This window comes from Paenibacillus sp. PastF-3 (genome assembly GCF_029893135.1).
Lineage (GTDB): Bacteria > Bacillota > Bacilli > Paenibacillales > Paenibacillaceae > Paenibacillus_AQ > Paenibacillus_AQ nitricinens.
Genome location: NZ_JARXWM010000002.1, coordinates 665113 through 680729, shown reverse-complemented (window position 1 = coordinate 680729; position 15617 = coordinate 665113). Strand labels below are relative to the sequence as shown.

General features: G+C 43.4%; 13 protein-coding genes, 1 riboswitch and 1 other annotated feature (1 of these 15 running past the window's edge). Of the genes, 8 read left to right on the top strand and 5 right to left on the bottom strand.

Annotation, left to right across the window (positions count from 1 at the left end; translation table 11 throughout):
• Positions 1-110 precede the first annotated feature (110 nt).
• The 7 genes from M2444_RS07135 (at position 111) to M2444_RS07105 (ending at position 7583) form a co-directional block, all read left to right on the top strand.
• A complete protein-coding gene (locus tag M2444_RS07135) occupies positions 111-632 on the top strand; it encodes a redoxin domain-containing protein (RefSeq protein WP_094870090.1) in 522 nt (173 codons plus the stop codon).
• Positions 632-2317 (top strand): cytochrome c biogenesis protein ResB, encoded by a 1686-nt coding sequence (gene resB, locus M2444_RS07130; RefSeq protein ID WP_280786609.1) that lies wholly within the window; start codon positions 632-634, stop codon positions 2315-2317. The genes M2444_RS07135 and resB overlap by 1 nt, the downstream gene beginning before the upstream one ends.
• On the top strand, positions 2314-3576 hold the full coding sequence (gene ccsA, locus M2444_RS07125) for a cytochrome c biogenesis protein CcsA (RefSeq protein WP_094870088.1): 1263 nt from the start codon (positions 2314-2316) through the stop codon (positions 3574-3576). The genes resB and ccsA overlap by 4 nt, the downstream gene beginning before the upstream one ends.
• A gap of 77 nt (positions 3577-3653) precedes the next feature.
• Positions 3654-4370: a response regulator transcription factor gene (locus M2444_RS07120; protein ID WP_036676174.1), complete on the top strand. Its 717-nt coding sequence runs from the start codon at positions 3654-3656 to the stop codon at positions 4368-4370.
• Positions 4371-5807, top strand: coding sequence for an ATP-binding protein (locus M2444_RS07115; protein WP_280786608.1), 1437 nt, complete (start codon positions 4371-4373; stop codon positions 5805-5807).
• 118 nt (positions 5808-5925) lie between these two features.
• Positions 5926-7419, top strand: coding sequence for a glycerol kinase GlpK (gene glpK, locus M2444_RS07110; protein ID WP_280786607.1), 1494 nt, complete (start codon positions 5926-5928; stop codon positions 7417-7419).
• Positions 7420-7433: 14 nt separating this feature from the next.
• The gene (locus M2444_RS07105) at positions 7434-7583 is read left to right on the top strand and encodes a helix-hairpin-helix domain-containing protein (RefSeq protein ID WP_179283631.1); all 150 of its coding nucleotides are present in this window, start codon (positions 7434-7436) and stop codon (positions 7581-7583) included.
• Positions 7584-7805: 222 nt separating this feature from the next.
• Here the strand turns inward: M2444_RS07105 and M2444_RS07100 are convergent, their stop codons facing one another.
• The 4 genes from M2444_RS07100 to M2444_RS07085 form a co-directional block, all read right to left on the bottom strand.
• Positions 7806-8174 (bottom strand): carboxymuconolactone decarboxylase family protein, encoded by a 369-nt coding sequence (locus M2444_RS07100; RefSeq protein WP_094870084.1) that lies wholly within the window; start codon positions 8172-8174, stop codon positions 7806-7808.
• Positions 8175-8184: 10 nt separating this feature from the next.
• The gene (locus M2444_RS07095; protein ID WP_094870083.1) at positions 8185-9825 is read right to left on the bottom strand and encodes a thiamine pyrophosphate-binding protein; all 1641 of its coding nucleotides are present in this window, start codon (positions 9823-9825) and stop codon (positions 8185-8187) included.
• 157 nt (positions 9826-9982) lie between these two features.
• A riboswitch (cyclic di-GMP riboswitch) is annotated at positions 9983-10078 on the bottom strand.
• Between the two features lie 190 nt (positions 10079-10268).
• On the bottom strand, positions 10269-11519 hold the full coding sequence (locus tag M2444_RS07090; RefSeq protein ID WP_094870082.1) for a methyl-accepting chemotaxis protein: 1251 nt from the start codon (positions 11517-11519) through the stop codon (positions 10269-10271).
• Between the two features lie 122 nt (positions 11520-11641).
• Entirely contained in the window at positions 11642-12598 is a 957-nt protein-coding gene (locus M2444_RS07085) for a helix-turn-helix transcriptional regulator (RefSeq protein ID WP_280786606.1), read from the bottom strand.
• Between the two features lie 173 nt (positions 12599-12771).
• Here M2444_RS07085 and M2444_RS07080 point away from each other — a divergent pair, with 173 nt between their 5' ends.
• On the top strand, positions 12772-13605 hold the full coding sequence (locus M2444_RS07080; RefSeq protein WP_280786605.1) for an SDR family NAD(P)-dependent oxidoreductase: 834 nt from the start codon (positions 12772-12774) through the stop codon (positions 13603-13605).
• 72 nt (positions 13606-13677) lie between these two features.
• On the opposite strand, the gene serA is transcribed toward M2444_RS07080, so the two are convergent.
• The gene (gene serA, locus M2444_RS07075) at positions 13678-15270 is read right to left on the bottom strand and encodes a phosphoglycerate dehydrogenase (protein ID WP_042190237.1); all 1593 of its coding nucleotides are present in this window, start codon (positions 15268-15270) and stop codon (positions 13678-13680) included.
• Between the two features lie 246 nt (positions 15271-15516).
• Positions 15517-15617: a binding site (T-box leader), on the bottom strand; it runs 130 nt beyond the window's last position.

The window sequence follows — 15617 nt, the reverse complement described above, 5'->3', positions numbered from 1 at the left end:
TATTCACAATTAAACCCCCTAATGCTGTGACGAAATTCGCTATAATGTTCATAGGATGTTCACACCTTACAACATAAGTATGAGTTGCGTCACAGAAGGGGGCTTTACATGTGGGTAAAGCGAGAAAACCAATTCAAATCGTAATTCTGTTTCTAATCGTTCTAGTGGGTGGTTATGCAATTGGTTCCTCTGTATTTGGTGGAAGCGGAAAACCAGAGGAAGGTAGTAAAGCGCCTGCCATTGATTTGCTGGGTCTTGATGGACTAGGGCATACATTAGACGAGTATAAGGGTAAGACTATTGTGCTGAATTTCTGGGGCTCATGGTGCACGCCTTGTGTAAAAGAAATGCCGGCTCTCCAAGCACAATGGGAAAAATGGAAGGACAAAGATGTAGTCGTTATTGGAATCAACGTAGGTGAAGATCAGATGACTGTTGAAAATTTTGTGAAGCAAGTCGATATTGATTTTCCGATTTTGATGGACACGGGACGAGACGCTGTACGAAGTTATGGTATTTCTCCACTCCCCACTACTTTTTTCATTAATGCAAAGGGTAAAATTGACAGCATTCATATTGGCCAGCTTGATTTAGATTCACTAGATGATCAAATTGGGAAGCTGGTGGATTGATGAGTGAACGCGAGGCTTTTATAACCAATACCAAATGTGAATGTGGCCACCAGAACCCTGTAGGCACTGTTCTATGTGAAGCATGTGGAAAGCCGCTTGGCAAAGAATCGGACTGGGGCGAGAATCTGGAAATGCGTTATGATGGTGTAGCCCGTCGTTCGCAGCGTGTTAATCCAAGCATTATTGATCGAGTTTGGAACTTTTTTTCATCTGTAAAAATAGCCATTTATCTTATCGTTTTGACACTGTTAGGCTCTATGCTGGGAACCGTTTTCCCACAGGAGAGTACTTTTCTTAATATTGATGCATCGACTTATTATAAGCAGGAGTACGGAACAGCTGGGGACATCTACTATAAACTTGGACTTTCACATACATACGAATCCTGGTGGTTTGTGACTCTACTCGTAATGATTGGCGCTTCATTAGTCATTTGTAGTTTGGACAGAGTACTTCCGCTGTATAAGGCATTAACTAGGCAGAAGATTCGGAAACATCGTCAGTTCTTAATCCGGCAAAAGGCTGTGCTAGTTACTGAAGTGCATGAAGAACCAGAAGCTTGGGTTGCTCGGGTGGTTCAGCCTATGCGTAAAAAGGGCTACCGAGTCAAGACGGATGGAGGAGCGCTGCTGGCAGAGAAACACCGCTTCAGCCGCTGGGGACCTTACGTAATACATATTGGTTTGATTATTTTTTTACTTGCTGTACTGGCAAGAGGATTGCCGGGTCTCAACATGGATCAGCATCTTGCTTTCCCGCAAGGGGAGATTACACAGATTCCGGATACCACCTACTATTTGAAAAACGAGAAATTCACCGTAGAGTTCTACACAGATGAAGAGATGCCTGAGGAGTTTCGGGGCAAAAAAATCCTTCCAAAATTATTCCAAACTAAAGCAGTGCTATATAAATGTACCGCGGATTGCGCAGATCCTACTAAGGAACCGCAGCTTACCGAGGTGACAACACATGATATCCAAGTAAACTCACCTTTGGATTATAAAGGATTGAAAGCGTATCAGTTTGATTATGATCTAACACCTGTACTGCGTTCTGTACAGCCAGTGCTTAAGAACTCCACCACTGGGGAGTCGTACGGTAAATTTAAACTGGATATGAAGAATCCGCAGCGTACAATTACAGCGGGACCCTATACGATGACTTTAAAAGAAAAGTATATGGATTTTGGACTCAATGAGGATGGTCAGCCGATATCTAAGTCGCCTTATCCGAATGCACCAGCATTCTTATTCTTGATTCAAGGACCGGATTTGCCAGCAGAAGGGCAGCAGTACTTCTATTTTCCTAAGCAGGTAGATAAGTCTCAGTTTCAGCAGGTGGCTATTAACGATAAGCTTGGTGGCAGCAATAGATTTCTTGAGCTTGAAGTGGACAACATGAGCGATGTTGATTTTTCGGAATCGACTACATACTTGAATATACGTATTGATCGTGCAATGCCTTTTGTATGGTTAGGTGCAGCAATCGTGATGCTGGGTTTAGTCCTTGGATTCTACTGGCAGCATAGACGCATCTGGCTTACCGTTGTAAACGGAGAGCTAATACTCGGAGGACATACGAACAAGAATTGGTTCGGTTTCCGTCGTGAGATCGTTTCTATTTTAGAAAAAGTAGATATGGTAGTCGATGAAAAATCAATAGATAATGGAGGAGGCCTAACATGAGCTTGCTCGATATCAGCAGCGCTGTCTTTATTGCCGCATTCTTATTATACAGCGGGTCGTTTATGTTATTCACTATCGCTATCATGGGTCGCAAGTGGTCGGGCCGCAAGCCAGAGGAACATACTGCTCGATGGGGTAAAATAGCTTTTATTGTTTCTTCTATAGGTCTTATCTTTCATCTTATTTATTTCTTTACACGTTGGTTTGGTGCAGGACATATTCCAGTCAGCAATATGTATGAGTTCATGACTTTCTTATCCATGATGGTTATGGTAGCCTTTACAGTGATATACGCGATCTATCGCAAAGTTATTCTCGGTCTGTTTGCAGTTCCAATTAGCATCATTGTGATGGCGTACGCAGCTGTATTTCCACAGGAGGTTCAGCCGTTAATTCCATCCCTGCAATCGAACTATCTCAAGATCCACGTAACACTGGCAGCACTGGGTGAATCCTTTTTCGCGGTAGGATTTGCGGCAGGACTGATGTATCTGCTGCGGACTGTTAATTTTGCAAGTAAAGAGAAGGCGGATCGTAAGCAACAGAGACTGATTGAATTTACTCTCTTTTCAATCATTGTTATAATTGGGTTTCTGGGTTCAGTTTTTGCTTTCCGCGGAGCAGGTTATGAGACTGTTTTTGTCCGTCACAACGTTACGATTGACAGCGCAGGGCAGGAAAATAGTACAATAGAGAAAGTGAGTTATCGAATGCCGCCGATTGTGGCTCCTCACAATAGCGAAATTGAAAGCTTCCAGTCGTTTCTTGGCATGAAAGAACCTCTCTTTGAAGCTCCTTCATGGATGAATGGTGTGAATGCTGGCCGGAAGTTTAATACTGTAATCTGGTCGATTCTTTCCGGATTACTCCTTTACGGAATTCTTCGCTTGATCGTACGCAAGCCGCTAGGCGCAGCGATTCACCCGGTTATGGAGGGGATTGATGAAGGCGATCTAGATGAGATAACGTATAGGGCGATAGCCATTGGCTTTCCTATTTTTACATTAGGCGCTTTGATTTTTGCAATGATATGGGCGCAAATAGCCTGGGGAAGATTCTGGGGATGGGACCCCAAAGAGGTCTGGGCACTCGTTACTTGGCTCTTCTATAGTGCTTATCTTCATTTACGATTGGCTCGTGGATGGCAAGGGCGAAAATCTGCCTGGCTTGCCGTTCTAGGTTTTTTGGTCGTAATGTTTACCTTAGTTGGCGTTAATCTAGTCATCGCCGGACTTCATTCTTATGCGGGGACGGACTGAGCATAGTTTACCTGCTAACACAGCACAATGGATTTAAGGTTACGTTCTACTGTATTTGATGAAGGGGTTGTTGTGAAATGGCAGATCATTTAAACAGAATTCTGGTAGTGGATGATGAGGAACGCATTCGCCGCCTGCTAAAGATGTATCTTGAAAAAGAAGGTTATGAAATCGACGAAGCTGAAGATGGCGAAATTGCTCTTCGTAAAGCAACAGCAAATGACTACGGTCTAATTTTGCTGGATGTTATGCTGCCTGGCATTGATGGAATGGAAGTGCTGACCCGACTCAGAGGGGTCAAGTCGACACCTGTCTTAATGCTTACAGCTAAAGGTGAAGAGATTAATCGTGTACAGGGCTTTGAAATGGGCGCGGATGATTATGTCGTGAAGCCATTTAGCCCTCGCGAAGTGATTTATCGCGTGAAGGCTATTATGCGCCGTTCTTCGGCAACAGCATTTTTGTCCAAAGAGAGCAACTCCAGTAATAACATTGTATTCACTCATCTTATTATTGAGCATGACGCACACCGGGTTACTGCTGGTGGTGAAGAAGTGAGTCTGACACCGAAAGAATACGAACTGCTGCATTATTTGGCGATTTCACCGGATAAAGTGTTCTCTCGTGAAGAACTGCTTAAAGATGTTTGGAATTATGAGTTTTTCGGAGATTTGCGTACAGTCGATACCCATGTTAAGCGTCTTCGTGAAAAACTGAATAAGGTTTCACCGGAATCCGCGGCGATGATTACAACTGTATGGGGTGTAGGTTATAAACTTGAGGTACCTAAATAAGTGAACTTCTGGAGAAGTCTTGTCGGCAAGCTGTGGGTCACGATCATCTGCCTGGTCGCTGTCGTGCTGATTACACTCGGGTTGTTTCTACTTCCCTATATCGACAGCAACTTTGCTAATTCCGGCGATATCAAACGTTTATTTATGTATACGTGCATGATCGGATTTTCCTTGACGACATTCTTCGCATTGTTCTTGTTCACCAAGATCACTCAACCGATGCAACGTGTCATCGAGGCTGCAAACAACATTCGACGTGGTGAATACGGAACAAGGCTGACGCTTGTCACAAGCGATGAAATTGGCCAATTGGCAACTTCCTTTAACCATATGGCTGAGGAGTTGGAAGAGAATATTCGCAGTCTGCACCATGAAAAGGGTCATCTATCCAGTGTATTGCGTAGCATGAGTGATGCTGTAATCACCTTTGATACCCTAGGCCAGATTATTCTGACCAATCCGCATGGTCAATCGCTACTTGAGAGCTGGAGCGATTTAGAGTGGGAACAAGAGAGCGACATTGAACCTCATACGGAAACGGTTGAGAGTAATGTTCCACCTCCCCTGCGTCCTTTATTTTTGAGCACGTTGAAGCAAGGCGGCGATGAGCGCTCGAATGTACATGTCCGGCAGGGCGTGTGGTCAGTGCATATGGCACCTTTATACTCTGAAGGAAGCATTCGTGGGGTGGTTGCTGTTCTGCGTGATGTGACTGAAGAGGTACGGCTCGAGAAAATGCGCCGTGACTTCGTGGCAAATGTTTCTCATGAGATTCGGACTCCGTTATCGATGATGCAAGGTTATAGTGAGGCTTTACTTGACGGTATGGCTTCTTCACCAGAGGAAAGCAGTGAACTGATTCAGGTCATTCATGATGAATCACTCCGTATGGGACGTCTTGTAAAGGATCTGCTCGACCTTGCGCGAATGGAAGCTGGACATACGGATATGTTGAAGGCAGAAGTAGATGTGAACGAACTGCTGGAACGAGTGTATCGCAAATTTTCCGTACGTGCGAAAGAGCGTGATATTCATCTGCAGCTAAATAAAGACAGCGATGTTCTTGTTCTTAAAGCGGCGGATGAAGATAAGCTTGAGCAGGTCTTAACAAATTTGCTCGATAATGCTTTTCGTCATACGCAGGGTGGCAAGAAGATCACAGTTCATACAGGAACTTGTGTCTTAGAAGGGCGTCGCTATTTTGAAATTAAAATTCAGGATGAAGGCGTCGGCATTCCGCAGGAAGATCTGCCGTATATATTTGATCGTTTCTACAAAGCCGATAAGGCACGTGTACGGGGAGAATCAGGTGGAACGGGACTTGGGCTTGCGATTGTTAAAAATATTGTTGAGTCGCATCACGGAACCATTTCAGCTTCCAGTAAGTTGGGCGAAAGTACAACCTTTACCCTAAGACTTCCTGTCGAAAAACAGTAATTCCAAACACAATGTGTGATAGCGCCTCTGACAGCAGAGGTGCTTTTTGTTGAAACAAACACATTAATCTTGTTCATCGTGGAACATATCTCATTGTTTATGCTTGGGAGGCCAGCAAATGATTTTATCTTTAGACCAAGGGACTACTAGTTCACGAGCCATAGTGTTCGATAAGGACGCTAGAATCGTCTCACAAGGGCAATACGAGGTTAAACAATCTTTCCCACACCCTGGCTGGGTGGAGCATGACCCAGAGCAAATTTGGGCGTCACAGCTTGCAGCTGCAAGAGATGCGATTACTCGGGGCGGGATAACACCTCAGGAAATATCTTCTATTGGAATTACAAATCAGAGGGAAACGGCCCTAATCTGGGATAGAGCAACGGGTAAGCCGATTTATCCTGCGATTGTGTGGCAGGACAGACGTACTGCAGAGCTGTGTGAAGAGATCAAGAATAAGGGATTAGAGGGACTCATTGCTAGCAAGACTGGACTCGTTGTGGATGCTTATTTTTCTGCAACTAAATTCTCCTGGATTCTTGATCATGTGGACGGCGCACGAGAGCGGGGGAATAATGGCGAGCTACTAGCTGGGACCGTAGACAGCTGGCTAATCTGGAAGCTTACTGGTGGAGCTGTACATGCTACTGATGTAACTAATGCTTCGCGTACAATGCTATATAATCTACATAAGCGCTGCTGGGACGAAGAGCTGATGGAAGAGCTTGGTGTACCCCGCTCCATCCTGCCGGAAGTGAGAATGTCCGGTAGTGAATTTGGAGCAGCAGATGCGCAGTGGTTCGGGGCAGAAATACCTATTCACTCTGTATTGGGAGATCAGCAGGCTGCTTTGTTTGGACATACTTGTCTTGAACCCGGAAGTGCCAAAAACACATATGGAACTGGATGCTTTATTCTAATGAATACAGGTACAGAAGCTGTAGTCTCCAGTCATGGATTGTTGACCACTGTAGCTTGGGGAATGGGGGATGAACTCTACTATGCACTCGAGGGCAGTGTGTTTGTAGCCGGAGCGGCTGTACAATGGCTTCAGGAGGGGCTAGGCCTCATAGCGGAGCCAGCAAGCTCAGAAGACAAAGCGCGGGAAGTGGAGGACAGCGAAGGGGTTGTGGTCGTTCCTGCTTTTACTGGACTAGGTGCACCTTATTGGGATATGTACGCACGTGGAGCAGTCTTCGGTCTGACAAGAGGGACGACCTCGGCACATTTGGTACGAGCAACGTTAGAGTCGCTAGCATTTCAGTCTAGAGATGTAATTGGGGCGATGGAAAAAGACGCAGGCATGCCATTGACCGGACTTCGTGTAGATGGGGGAGCTGTTCGTAATGATTTGCTGATGCAGTTCCAGTCTGATATCCTCGGGAGTGAAGTGACTCGAACTACATATGCGGAGACGACTGCGCTGGGGGCAGCACTTCTGGCTGGATTAACCTCAGGAGTCTGGACAAGAGAACAACTAGAAAGCTTTAACAAAGCTGAGAGGTTTTTTTCACCTGAAATGGGTATAGATGAGCGTGAACGACGTTACAACGCCTGGAAAGACGCTGTAGCGCGTACCATGGGTTGGGAAAAACATGAAAGATATCAGTAATCAGGGAGATGTATATGTCCATGGTTAACGGAACAGAATCTGATCTACCGAGTGGACTTTCAAAGCCTGTACTTCGGGCACTCCATGGGATGGGACCAAAAGGGCTTGATGAAATACGGCGTGCGCTAACTGAAAAGGGGTTATCCTTTGCTGGCGAGTCCTAAAGACCAGATCAACATAAAAAGCGGCAAGCTAAGGTTAATCCTTGGCCTGCCGCTTTTTATGTTGTAACGCTTGATATTCAATAACAAATGTTACATTTTTCCATCCAGCGCCCACTGTCCAGGACAGAACTTTATCTCCACGTTCGATCTTTCCTATAGTAATCTATCTTCTTAAATCACAATAATAAAGACGAAATGTGTATATTTATGTCGAATTATTATTTATTGGATCTCTTCTATGGTTTCAAGAAGAATATTAAAGGCTGTGATGATTCTAGGTGCCCCTATAGCGGGTACTAAGTGTAGTAGAATGCCTTTGAGCTGTTCTACAGTAACTCCTACACGAAGAGCCATAACATAATGAACTCCTAATTGATCGAACTGGCCCATTGCAATTAGAGCAGAAATAACAGAGACTTCCTTCCAGTCAGCTTCAATGGTATTGCGTTGAAAAATATCTCCATACGCATTACCCATGATGAATTCTGCCAAGTCAGGGAAATGTTCCTTAATCGGAGCTAGTGCTTTAGCGCCATAGTCTCCTGAGAGATTCGTGAAGTGGTTCAGACCACTGTTAACATTATCTTTCATAGTGAGCCTCCTAATTTAGGTTCAAAGTACGGTGTGCAGTCGGAGGGACTTCATCACGGTCTGTTAATAATTCAATAACTGCAACACGGTTAAGAGCAACGGCGTCCTTAATTGCAGTCGAGAATTGTTCCGCAGTCTCACACTTATAGCCTGTCGCTCCTAGAGACTCGGCAAATTTCACAACGTCCATTGGGACTTCGTATATCGTTCCATCAATACGGCCAGTAGTTTTTTCCATCCCTTTAAGCGCCATATCGAGTTGCTTATTATTTACTACGATAAAGATGACAGGGATATCTTTGCAGACGGCGGTGTTTATTTCTGTACCTAGCATCATAAAACAGCCATCACCTGTAATACAGAAGACAGTTTCTTCAGGAGCTGCAACCTTTGCACCAATAGCCATACCGATAGAATTACCCATGCAAGCAAAATAAGCATCAAATACAAAACTGCCTGGTTTCTTAACCTTGTACCATTTAGCAGCATTGAATCCATGACTGCCGTCATCAACAAATACTGTATTATTGTCAGGAATCAGATCACTCATCGTGCTCATAATAGACGCAAGGGAAAGATTCTTCAGACTGGGAAGCTCTTCTGAATAATCTACATAAGGGATAGCTTCACGTTTAGTAATATGATTAGGATCAATATGATTTAGGTAGCACACTAGGTTATCACGTAGATCACCAGTGACTGGTATCGTTTTGGAGAACAAGATTTTTCCAACAAAGGTCGGATCAATATCAAATTGAATTAATGTTGTCGGGTGATTCTCCCGTTTTAGGTTACAGACGGTCATATCACTTAATCGTGATCCTAGAACTATAAATAGATCACTTTTATTCAACAGGTCATCCCCGTGGGTGCAACCTCCAACACCAATAGGACCATGATAGAGTGGGTGATCCCAAACCATAGCCCCTTTACCACCAGGTGATGTTACTACTGGTATATTAAAAGTTTCAGCGAGCTGAATAAGCTGGCTATGCGCCCCAGATCGATTGACCCCTTTACCCGCAATAATCAAAGGATTCTTTGAGGCATTGATAGCATCAACTACTCTGTCGATATTCGCTAGACTTACTAGAGATTCGCGTTCGGGAATTACAATATTGCACTCTTCCAATCCTTCTGTCTGTACATCAAACGGCACACAAAGATGAACAGGCCCACGTTGGTTAAGAGCAATTGAAATCGCATGATTAAAAATAGTACTAAAGTGATCACCGCGTTCAATAAGTTTACTGAACAAGGTGGCAGGTCTGAACATCTCCGCTAAATCAGCTAAGTAAGAGGAAGAGTCCTGACATTGGGGGATTCCAAGCTCTTTAATAGATTGGTGGCCCGTAATAAACAGCACTGGCAAGTTGTTGGCTTTCGCATGTGCTGCTGCTGTAAGTAGGTTAGTTCCGCCTGGACCAGAAGTACCAAATGCTACGCCTAGATTACCAGTTTTCAGCGCGTATCCAGCTGCTGCGAATCCGGAGCTGGATTCATGTCTCCCTGGAATAAATTCAATACCATAGTCTACCATCTTAAGAACTACGGGACAAATCGATTTACCAATGATCCCAAAAGAATGGGTCACTCCGAGGTTACGTAGTGCTTCCGCCATATAATCTGCGACTGTCTTCAAAAGATACACCTCACAAGTTGATTAATATTTATTATGTTATTGATCTTTCGAAGTGATCTGATTGATCAATAAACTCAAAAATAGAAAACCTGTGCTCCGAAAAAGGGCACAGGTTGGTGGCGTAAATCGCCGTAAAGACTGAACAATAGTTCAGCCGTCCCGGGTCCTTAGCAACCTGGCAATCATGGCCTCAGAGTAAAAATGAGGCTGTAGATCCATGGTTTTGCGTCATCCTCTTTCGAAGATTTTGCCTATATTAATTTAAAATTTATAAGAAGAATTTTCCTTTACAATATATTCCTTGGGATCATCCTTTGTCAATATATTATCGCAAATTAACTCGAATTTTGACGAAAGTCTTGTCAAACCTATGAAATAATAGAAAATAAACCGTCCCCTAAGACAAACTTAGAGGACGGTTTATGGCTTGGTTTATTCGTTATGCAAGTTGTTTAAAACTTGAAGATATGGATCGTTTTCTGTAGATTAAATACGGCTTGAGTCATTTTCTCAGTTTCTTCTGCGACGGACTGCAGGGCATTAATTTGTTCATTCATTGCAGCCGATACTTCTTCGGTGCCAGCAGCAGTTTCCTGAGTGATTGCAGATATATTTTCTATTGCACCTGAGATTTTCAAGGCACTTTCCAGCATAAGATCACTTTCAGAAGAGAAGGAAGAGATCTGCTCGGTAATATACTGCACACTTTGTACAATTTGAGCAAAGATATGAGCAGATTGAGTGATCATCTCATTCTGTACCTGTACGACTTCTTCGTTGATAGCGATATTGTCAATCGCTTGTTTAATATCAGTTTCAATGCTCCGAACTAAACCAAAGACTTCCTTTGTTGAAGCCGTTGATTCTTCGGCAAGCTTACGGACCTCCTGTGCGACTACTGCAAATCCTCGACCATGTTCTCCGGCACGTGCTGCTTCGATGGAGGCATTCAGCGATAACAGGTTAGTCTGTTCAGCGATCTCAGTGATGGTCTTTGTGATCATCGTTATTCCGCGAGCATTATGAGACAAGGCCTCGATAGTATCCGCTACTTTTTGAGTAGCCTGGATGTTTTTGCGCATGCCTTCAGCTTGAGTATCTACGGATTGGCGCCCTTGTTCAACTAGTTCTAATGTATGTATTGAACGTCTGTTCATTTCTTTCGTTGAGTTCGTATAATTGGAGACTTTATTCTCAATATCTTTAATAGATTCTGTCATTTCAGCGATATCCGTAGATATTTCATTTGCCCCAAGAGCTAGCTCATTTGACGAAGAGGCTACCTGTGCCATGACAATTTTCAAGTTCTGATTCTTATCTTCGATTCCACGGCTTGCATCCATAACCTGGCGCGTGATCTGCGATGCTTCTGTTAAAATCTTCTTGAGCTTGTCAATCATAGTATTAAAGGAACGACTTACGTCCCCCATAGACCCGTTCTCGTCAGCTCTACTAGTAAAATCCCCTTTAGAAATACTATGAGATACATTCGCGATGTCATCAAAAGAAGATGTAAGCGTTCTCTCGATAAAGCGGGCCACGGGTAAAGTTAAAGCAGCAAGAACAACGATTAGAACAATACCCAAAATAATGTTGCCTAAGATCATAAAAGTAACTAAAACAGGAATGGCAAATAGTGCGGCAATGAGATAACATCCGGCAACAATTCTTTGTTTTAACGGAAGTTTATGCATCCAGTTCATTGGTATAATGTCCTCCTTATTAATATTATGTATTGGTGTTATTATATGGGATTTAAAGGTGATTGGTCTATAGTAAGAACTGACATAAATCTTCTTTTAGGAGCAGTTCTTTAGATTTCGTGTCAAAAATCCTCATAAATAGCGGAAATTTTTGTGATAGCAGACTTTACCATCTCTAAAAGTTCTTGTGGTGAAAGTACAATAACTGAGGGACTAAAAGAAAGGATTATCCGGCAGGCAGACTCGATCGTATTAAATTCGGCATCTACGTTCACCCACTCTGCATTGCTGGTTGGCTCTATCAATTGGACAGAGACGAATCTTTCTCGCTGTAATTCTTTTAAGACAGATGTTCTAACCCTTAGCTTTACTTGATACTTTGGCAGTGCTGCTTTAAAGGCCATGGTGGACTCTTCCCAGTACTGTTTTAAATCAAAGTCATCAGGTCTTTTAAACCCCTCATGAGTCTCCTCAACGTTAACTAATCTGGACACACGAAAGGTTCTTAGTTCATCCTCGCTTTTGGCTACGACATACCATACACCGCGTTTTGCAACCAATCCAAGAGGATCAATGAAACGGACTGTAGTCTCATTACTCCGGAGATAAGTGATTTTAACTTTACGGTCCTCCCAAAGTGCTCCCTGCAGTACAGAAAGGAACGGATAAGTCTCATCTGAAGGATGCCAACTAGCACCATCAATATGAATACGCTCGCTTAGGTGATGTGCTGGGTTACTAGTTCGGTGTGAGGATGCAGCTTCTAGTTTGAGAACAGCGGAAGAGAAATCGTCTTGTATCCCCAGATCCTTCAATATAGATGCGTCAGTGGACAGAAGCAGTGAACCAATCTCTTGTGGCTTCATTCCCGTTAGGGAGGTTCGGTACCCTTCAGTAAGCATCCAGCCTCCTTCACGGCCACGTTCAGCTAAAATGGGTATCCCTGAAGCACTTAATGCTTCCATATCACGAAACACAGTTCGTTCTGATATCTCGAGTATTTGGGCCAGTTCTCTAGAAGTCATTTTTCCGCGATTTTGTAACAGAAGCAATATAGATAACAAACGGTCGGCTCTCATTAGGCTATTGTGCCTCCTCGAATTAATTATTGGACGATCACCATTAATCTTTTCTAAATCATGATTATATTATATATGTCAGTTGATGTCATATATACGGGCTATACTTATAAAACGTAAGGAATGATCACAGAATATTGAAATCCGAATTTATGTGGAAAGGGTTGAGGGCTATGACATTGAAAGGGAAAGTCGCTTTGGTTACCGGGAGCAGCAGAGGTGCAGGGAGGGGAATCGCTTTAGAATTAGCAAGAAGAGGCGCTTTTGTCTATATTACAGGGAGGACCACAGATATATCCGCCACAGAACATACTAAGGGGAGTATAGATAGTGTACTTAGAGAAATAAAAGAGAGTGGGGGTTCTGGTGCGGTAATACGATGTGACCATACGAAGGATCAGGAAACAGAAGCAGTGATCCGTCAAATCGCTGAAGAGAAGGGGCGACTCGATATCTTAGTTAACAATGTATGGGGAGGCAATGATTTAACTATTGAGCAGAAGCCTTTTTGGGAGTTACCTACAACTCATTGGGACAATATGTTTAATGCCGGTGTGAGAGCACAAATGATCACAAATTATTACGCAATCCCCTTCATGCGCAAGGCAAAAACTGGTGGTCTAATTATCCATACAACCTTCTGGGATCATTATAAATATTTAGGCAACTTTTATTATGATCTTTCTAAAAATGCACTTTTACGTATGGCTTTCGGATTGTCGAAGGAGTTAAAGGATGACGGTATTGCGGTTATTCCACTTTCACCTGGATGGATGAGAACAGAAGCGGTTCTAGAAGCCATGAATACAGATGAGGAACATTGGCAAGAAGTTGAGGAACTGAAAATGAGTGAATCGACGAGATATATTGGTCGAGCAGTGACTGCACTAGCCGCTGATCCAGAGGTTATCTCTATGTCCGGTGAGCCGCAGGTGGTTGGAAAGCTTGCTGAAAAGTATGGCTTTACTGATATTGATGGAAGGATAATCCCTTCGTTCATAATATAGGAAGAAAAAGATTCGTTAAATTAAAGAAAGGCCACTCCAGTACGTTCTGGAATGGCCTTTCTATATTATAGATTAAAGAAGGATGATTTCTTCAGCAGTATTAATTTCTGGTAATCCAGCGAGTTTCACAAGGACATGCTTAGGAACAGCTTTGTCAACGGTCAGCAGCATGATTGCAGCACCTCCAACAATTTTACGTCCTACTTGCATGGATGCGATATTTACATCATTCTCGCCAAGCAATGTACCCACGAGTCCGATAATCCCTACTTTGTCGTTATGGGATACAAAGATTTGATGACCTTCAGGAGCAATATCAACAGGGAACTTATTCACTTGAACAATTCGTTCTCCATAGCCTTGCAGCAGGGTACCGGCAACAAGATACTCTTGGTCACGATCAGCTTTTAGAGTAACAGTAATCAGATTGGTAAAACCTTTTGTTTTAGAAGCTTTAGTTATTACTACGTTCACATCTCGTGTTTTCGCCAAATGCATGGAATTTACAATATTAACGTCCTCTGCAAAGTGGCGGGAGAGCACGCCTTTTACAATGTAGCGGGTTAGTGGTTGGGTATCTACATCCGAAAGATCACCGGCGTATTCCACATGGATCTCACGGATAGCAGCAGCTGCAATTTGGGTAACAAAGCTACCCAGTTTTTCCCCAAGCGTGAAGTAAGGTTGAAGCTTATTCATTACACTTGGAGCCACTGGAGGAATGTTTACCGCGTTAATGAACGGTTCATTACGCAGAATATGCAATACTTGTTCTGAAACATCGATCGCCACATTTTCTTGAGCCTCAATCGTAGAAGCGCCAAGGTGAGGCGTCACGATGATTTTTGGATGAGATAAGAAGGGGTGATCCGCTTGTGGCGGCTCTTTTTCGAATACATCAAACGCGGCGCCAGCAACGATACCGCTATCTATAGCTTCTACTAACGCCATTTCATCAATTACACCACCACGGGCACAGTTGATGATGCGCATGCCCTTTTTCATCACCTCGAATTGTGGGCGAGAAATCATATGGCGTGTTTCCGGAGTAAGTGGAGTGTGCACAGTAATGAAGTCTGCTCCGCGAACAACATCGTCTACGGAAGCCAATTTCACTTCCATCTTTTCAGCACGTTCAGCGGTTAGGAAAGGATCAAAAGCAAGAATTTCCATACCGAATGCTTTAGCACGTTTAGCCACTTCACTACCAATTCTGCCCATTCCGAGTACACCTAAAGTTTTGCCGCGAAGCTCTACACCAACGAATGTTTTTCTATCCCAGGTTCCGCCAATTGTTTTTGCATAAGCTTGTGGAATATGACGGGCTAGAGCCATCATCATTGCGAAAGCATGCTCACAAGTCGTAATTGTATTTCCATCAGGAGCATTGATTACAACAATACCACGTTTTGTTGCAGCATCCAGTTTGATATTATCTACACCAACACCTGCACGGCCAATTACTTTTAGGTTTTTTCCTGCTTCGATGATTTTGTCTGTTACAGTAGTTTGACTGCGGACAAGGAGGCCATCGTATTCACCGATAATTGCAATGAGTTCGTCTTCGCTGAGTCCTGTTTTTTTGTCAACAACTACATCTTCTGCGTCCATCAATTGCTGAATGCCCAAATCACTGATTGGATCCGATACTAATACTTTAAACATGGTTTCTTATCCCCCTTAAAGTTGAAAAGCTTTATATGTCGAGGACGCCTTTTTGGGCAATCCACAATACCTGAAGATTCACGAACTAGTAGAGAAAAAACATGTGATAATAGTAGATCAACGCGGTGTCGCATAAAAGAAGTTGTGTGCAGAAGTGCCGCGGAATCGGTAACTTTGGGCAAAAGGATAGTATAGATTAGGTATTTAGAAATTAAAAAAACTCCCGACCCCCATACTACTGCCGTAGTAAGGGACGAGAGTTATCTTCGTGGTACCACCCTAATTCACTGCAACTTGGAAGAAGCAGCCTCATTGGCCTGCAAAGGCCACACTGGTAACGGAGTTGA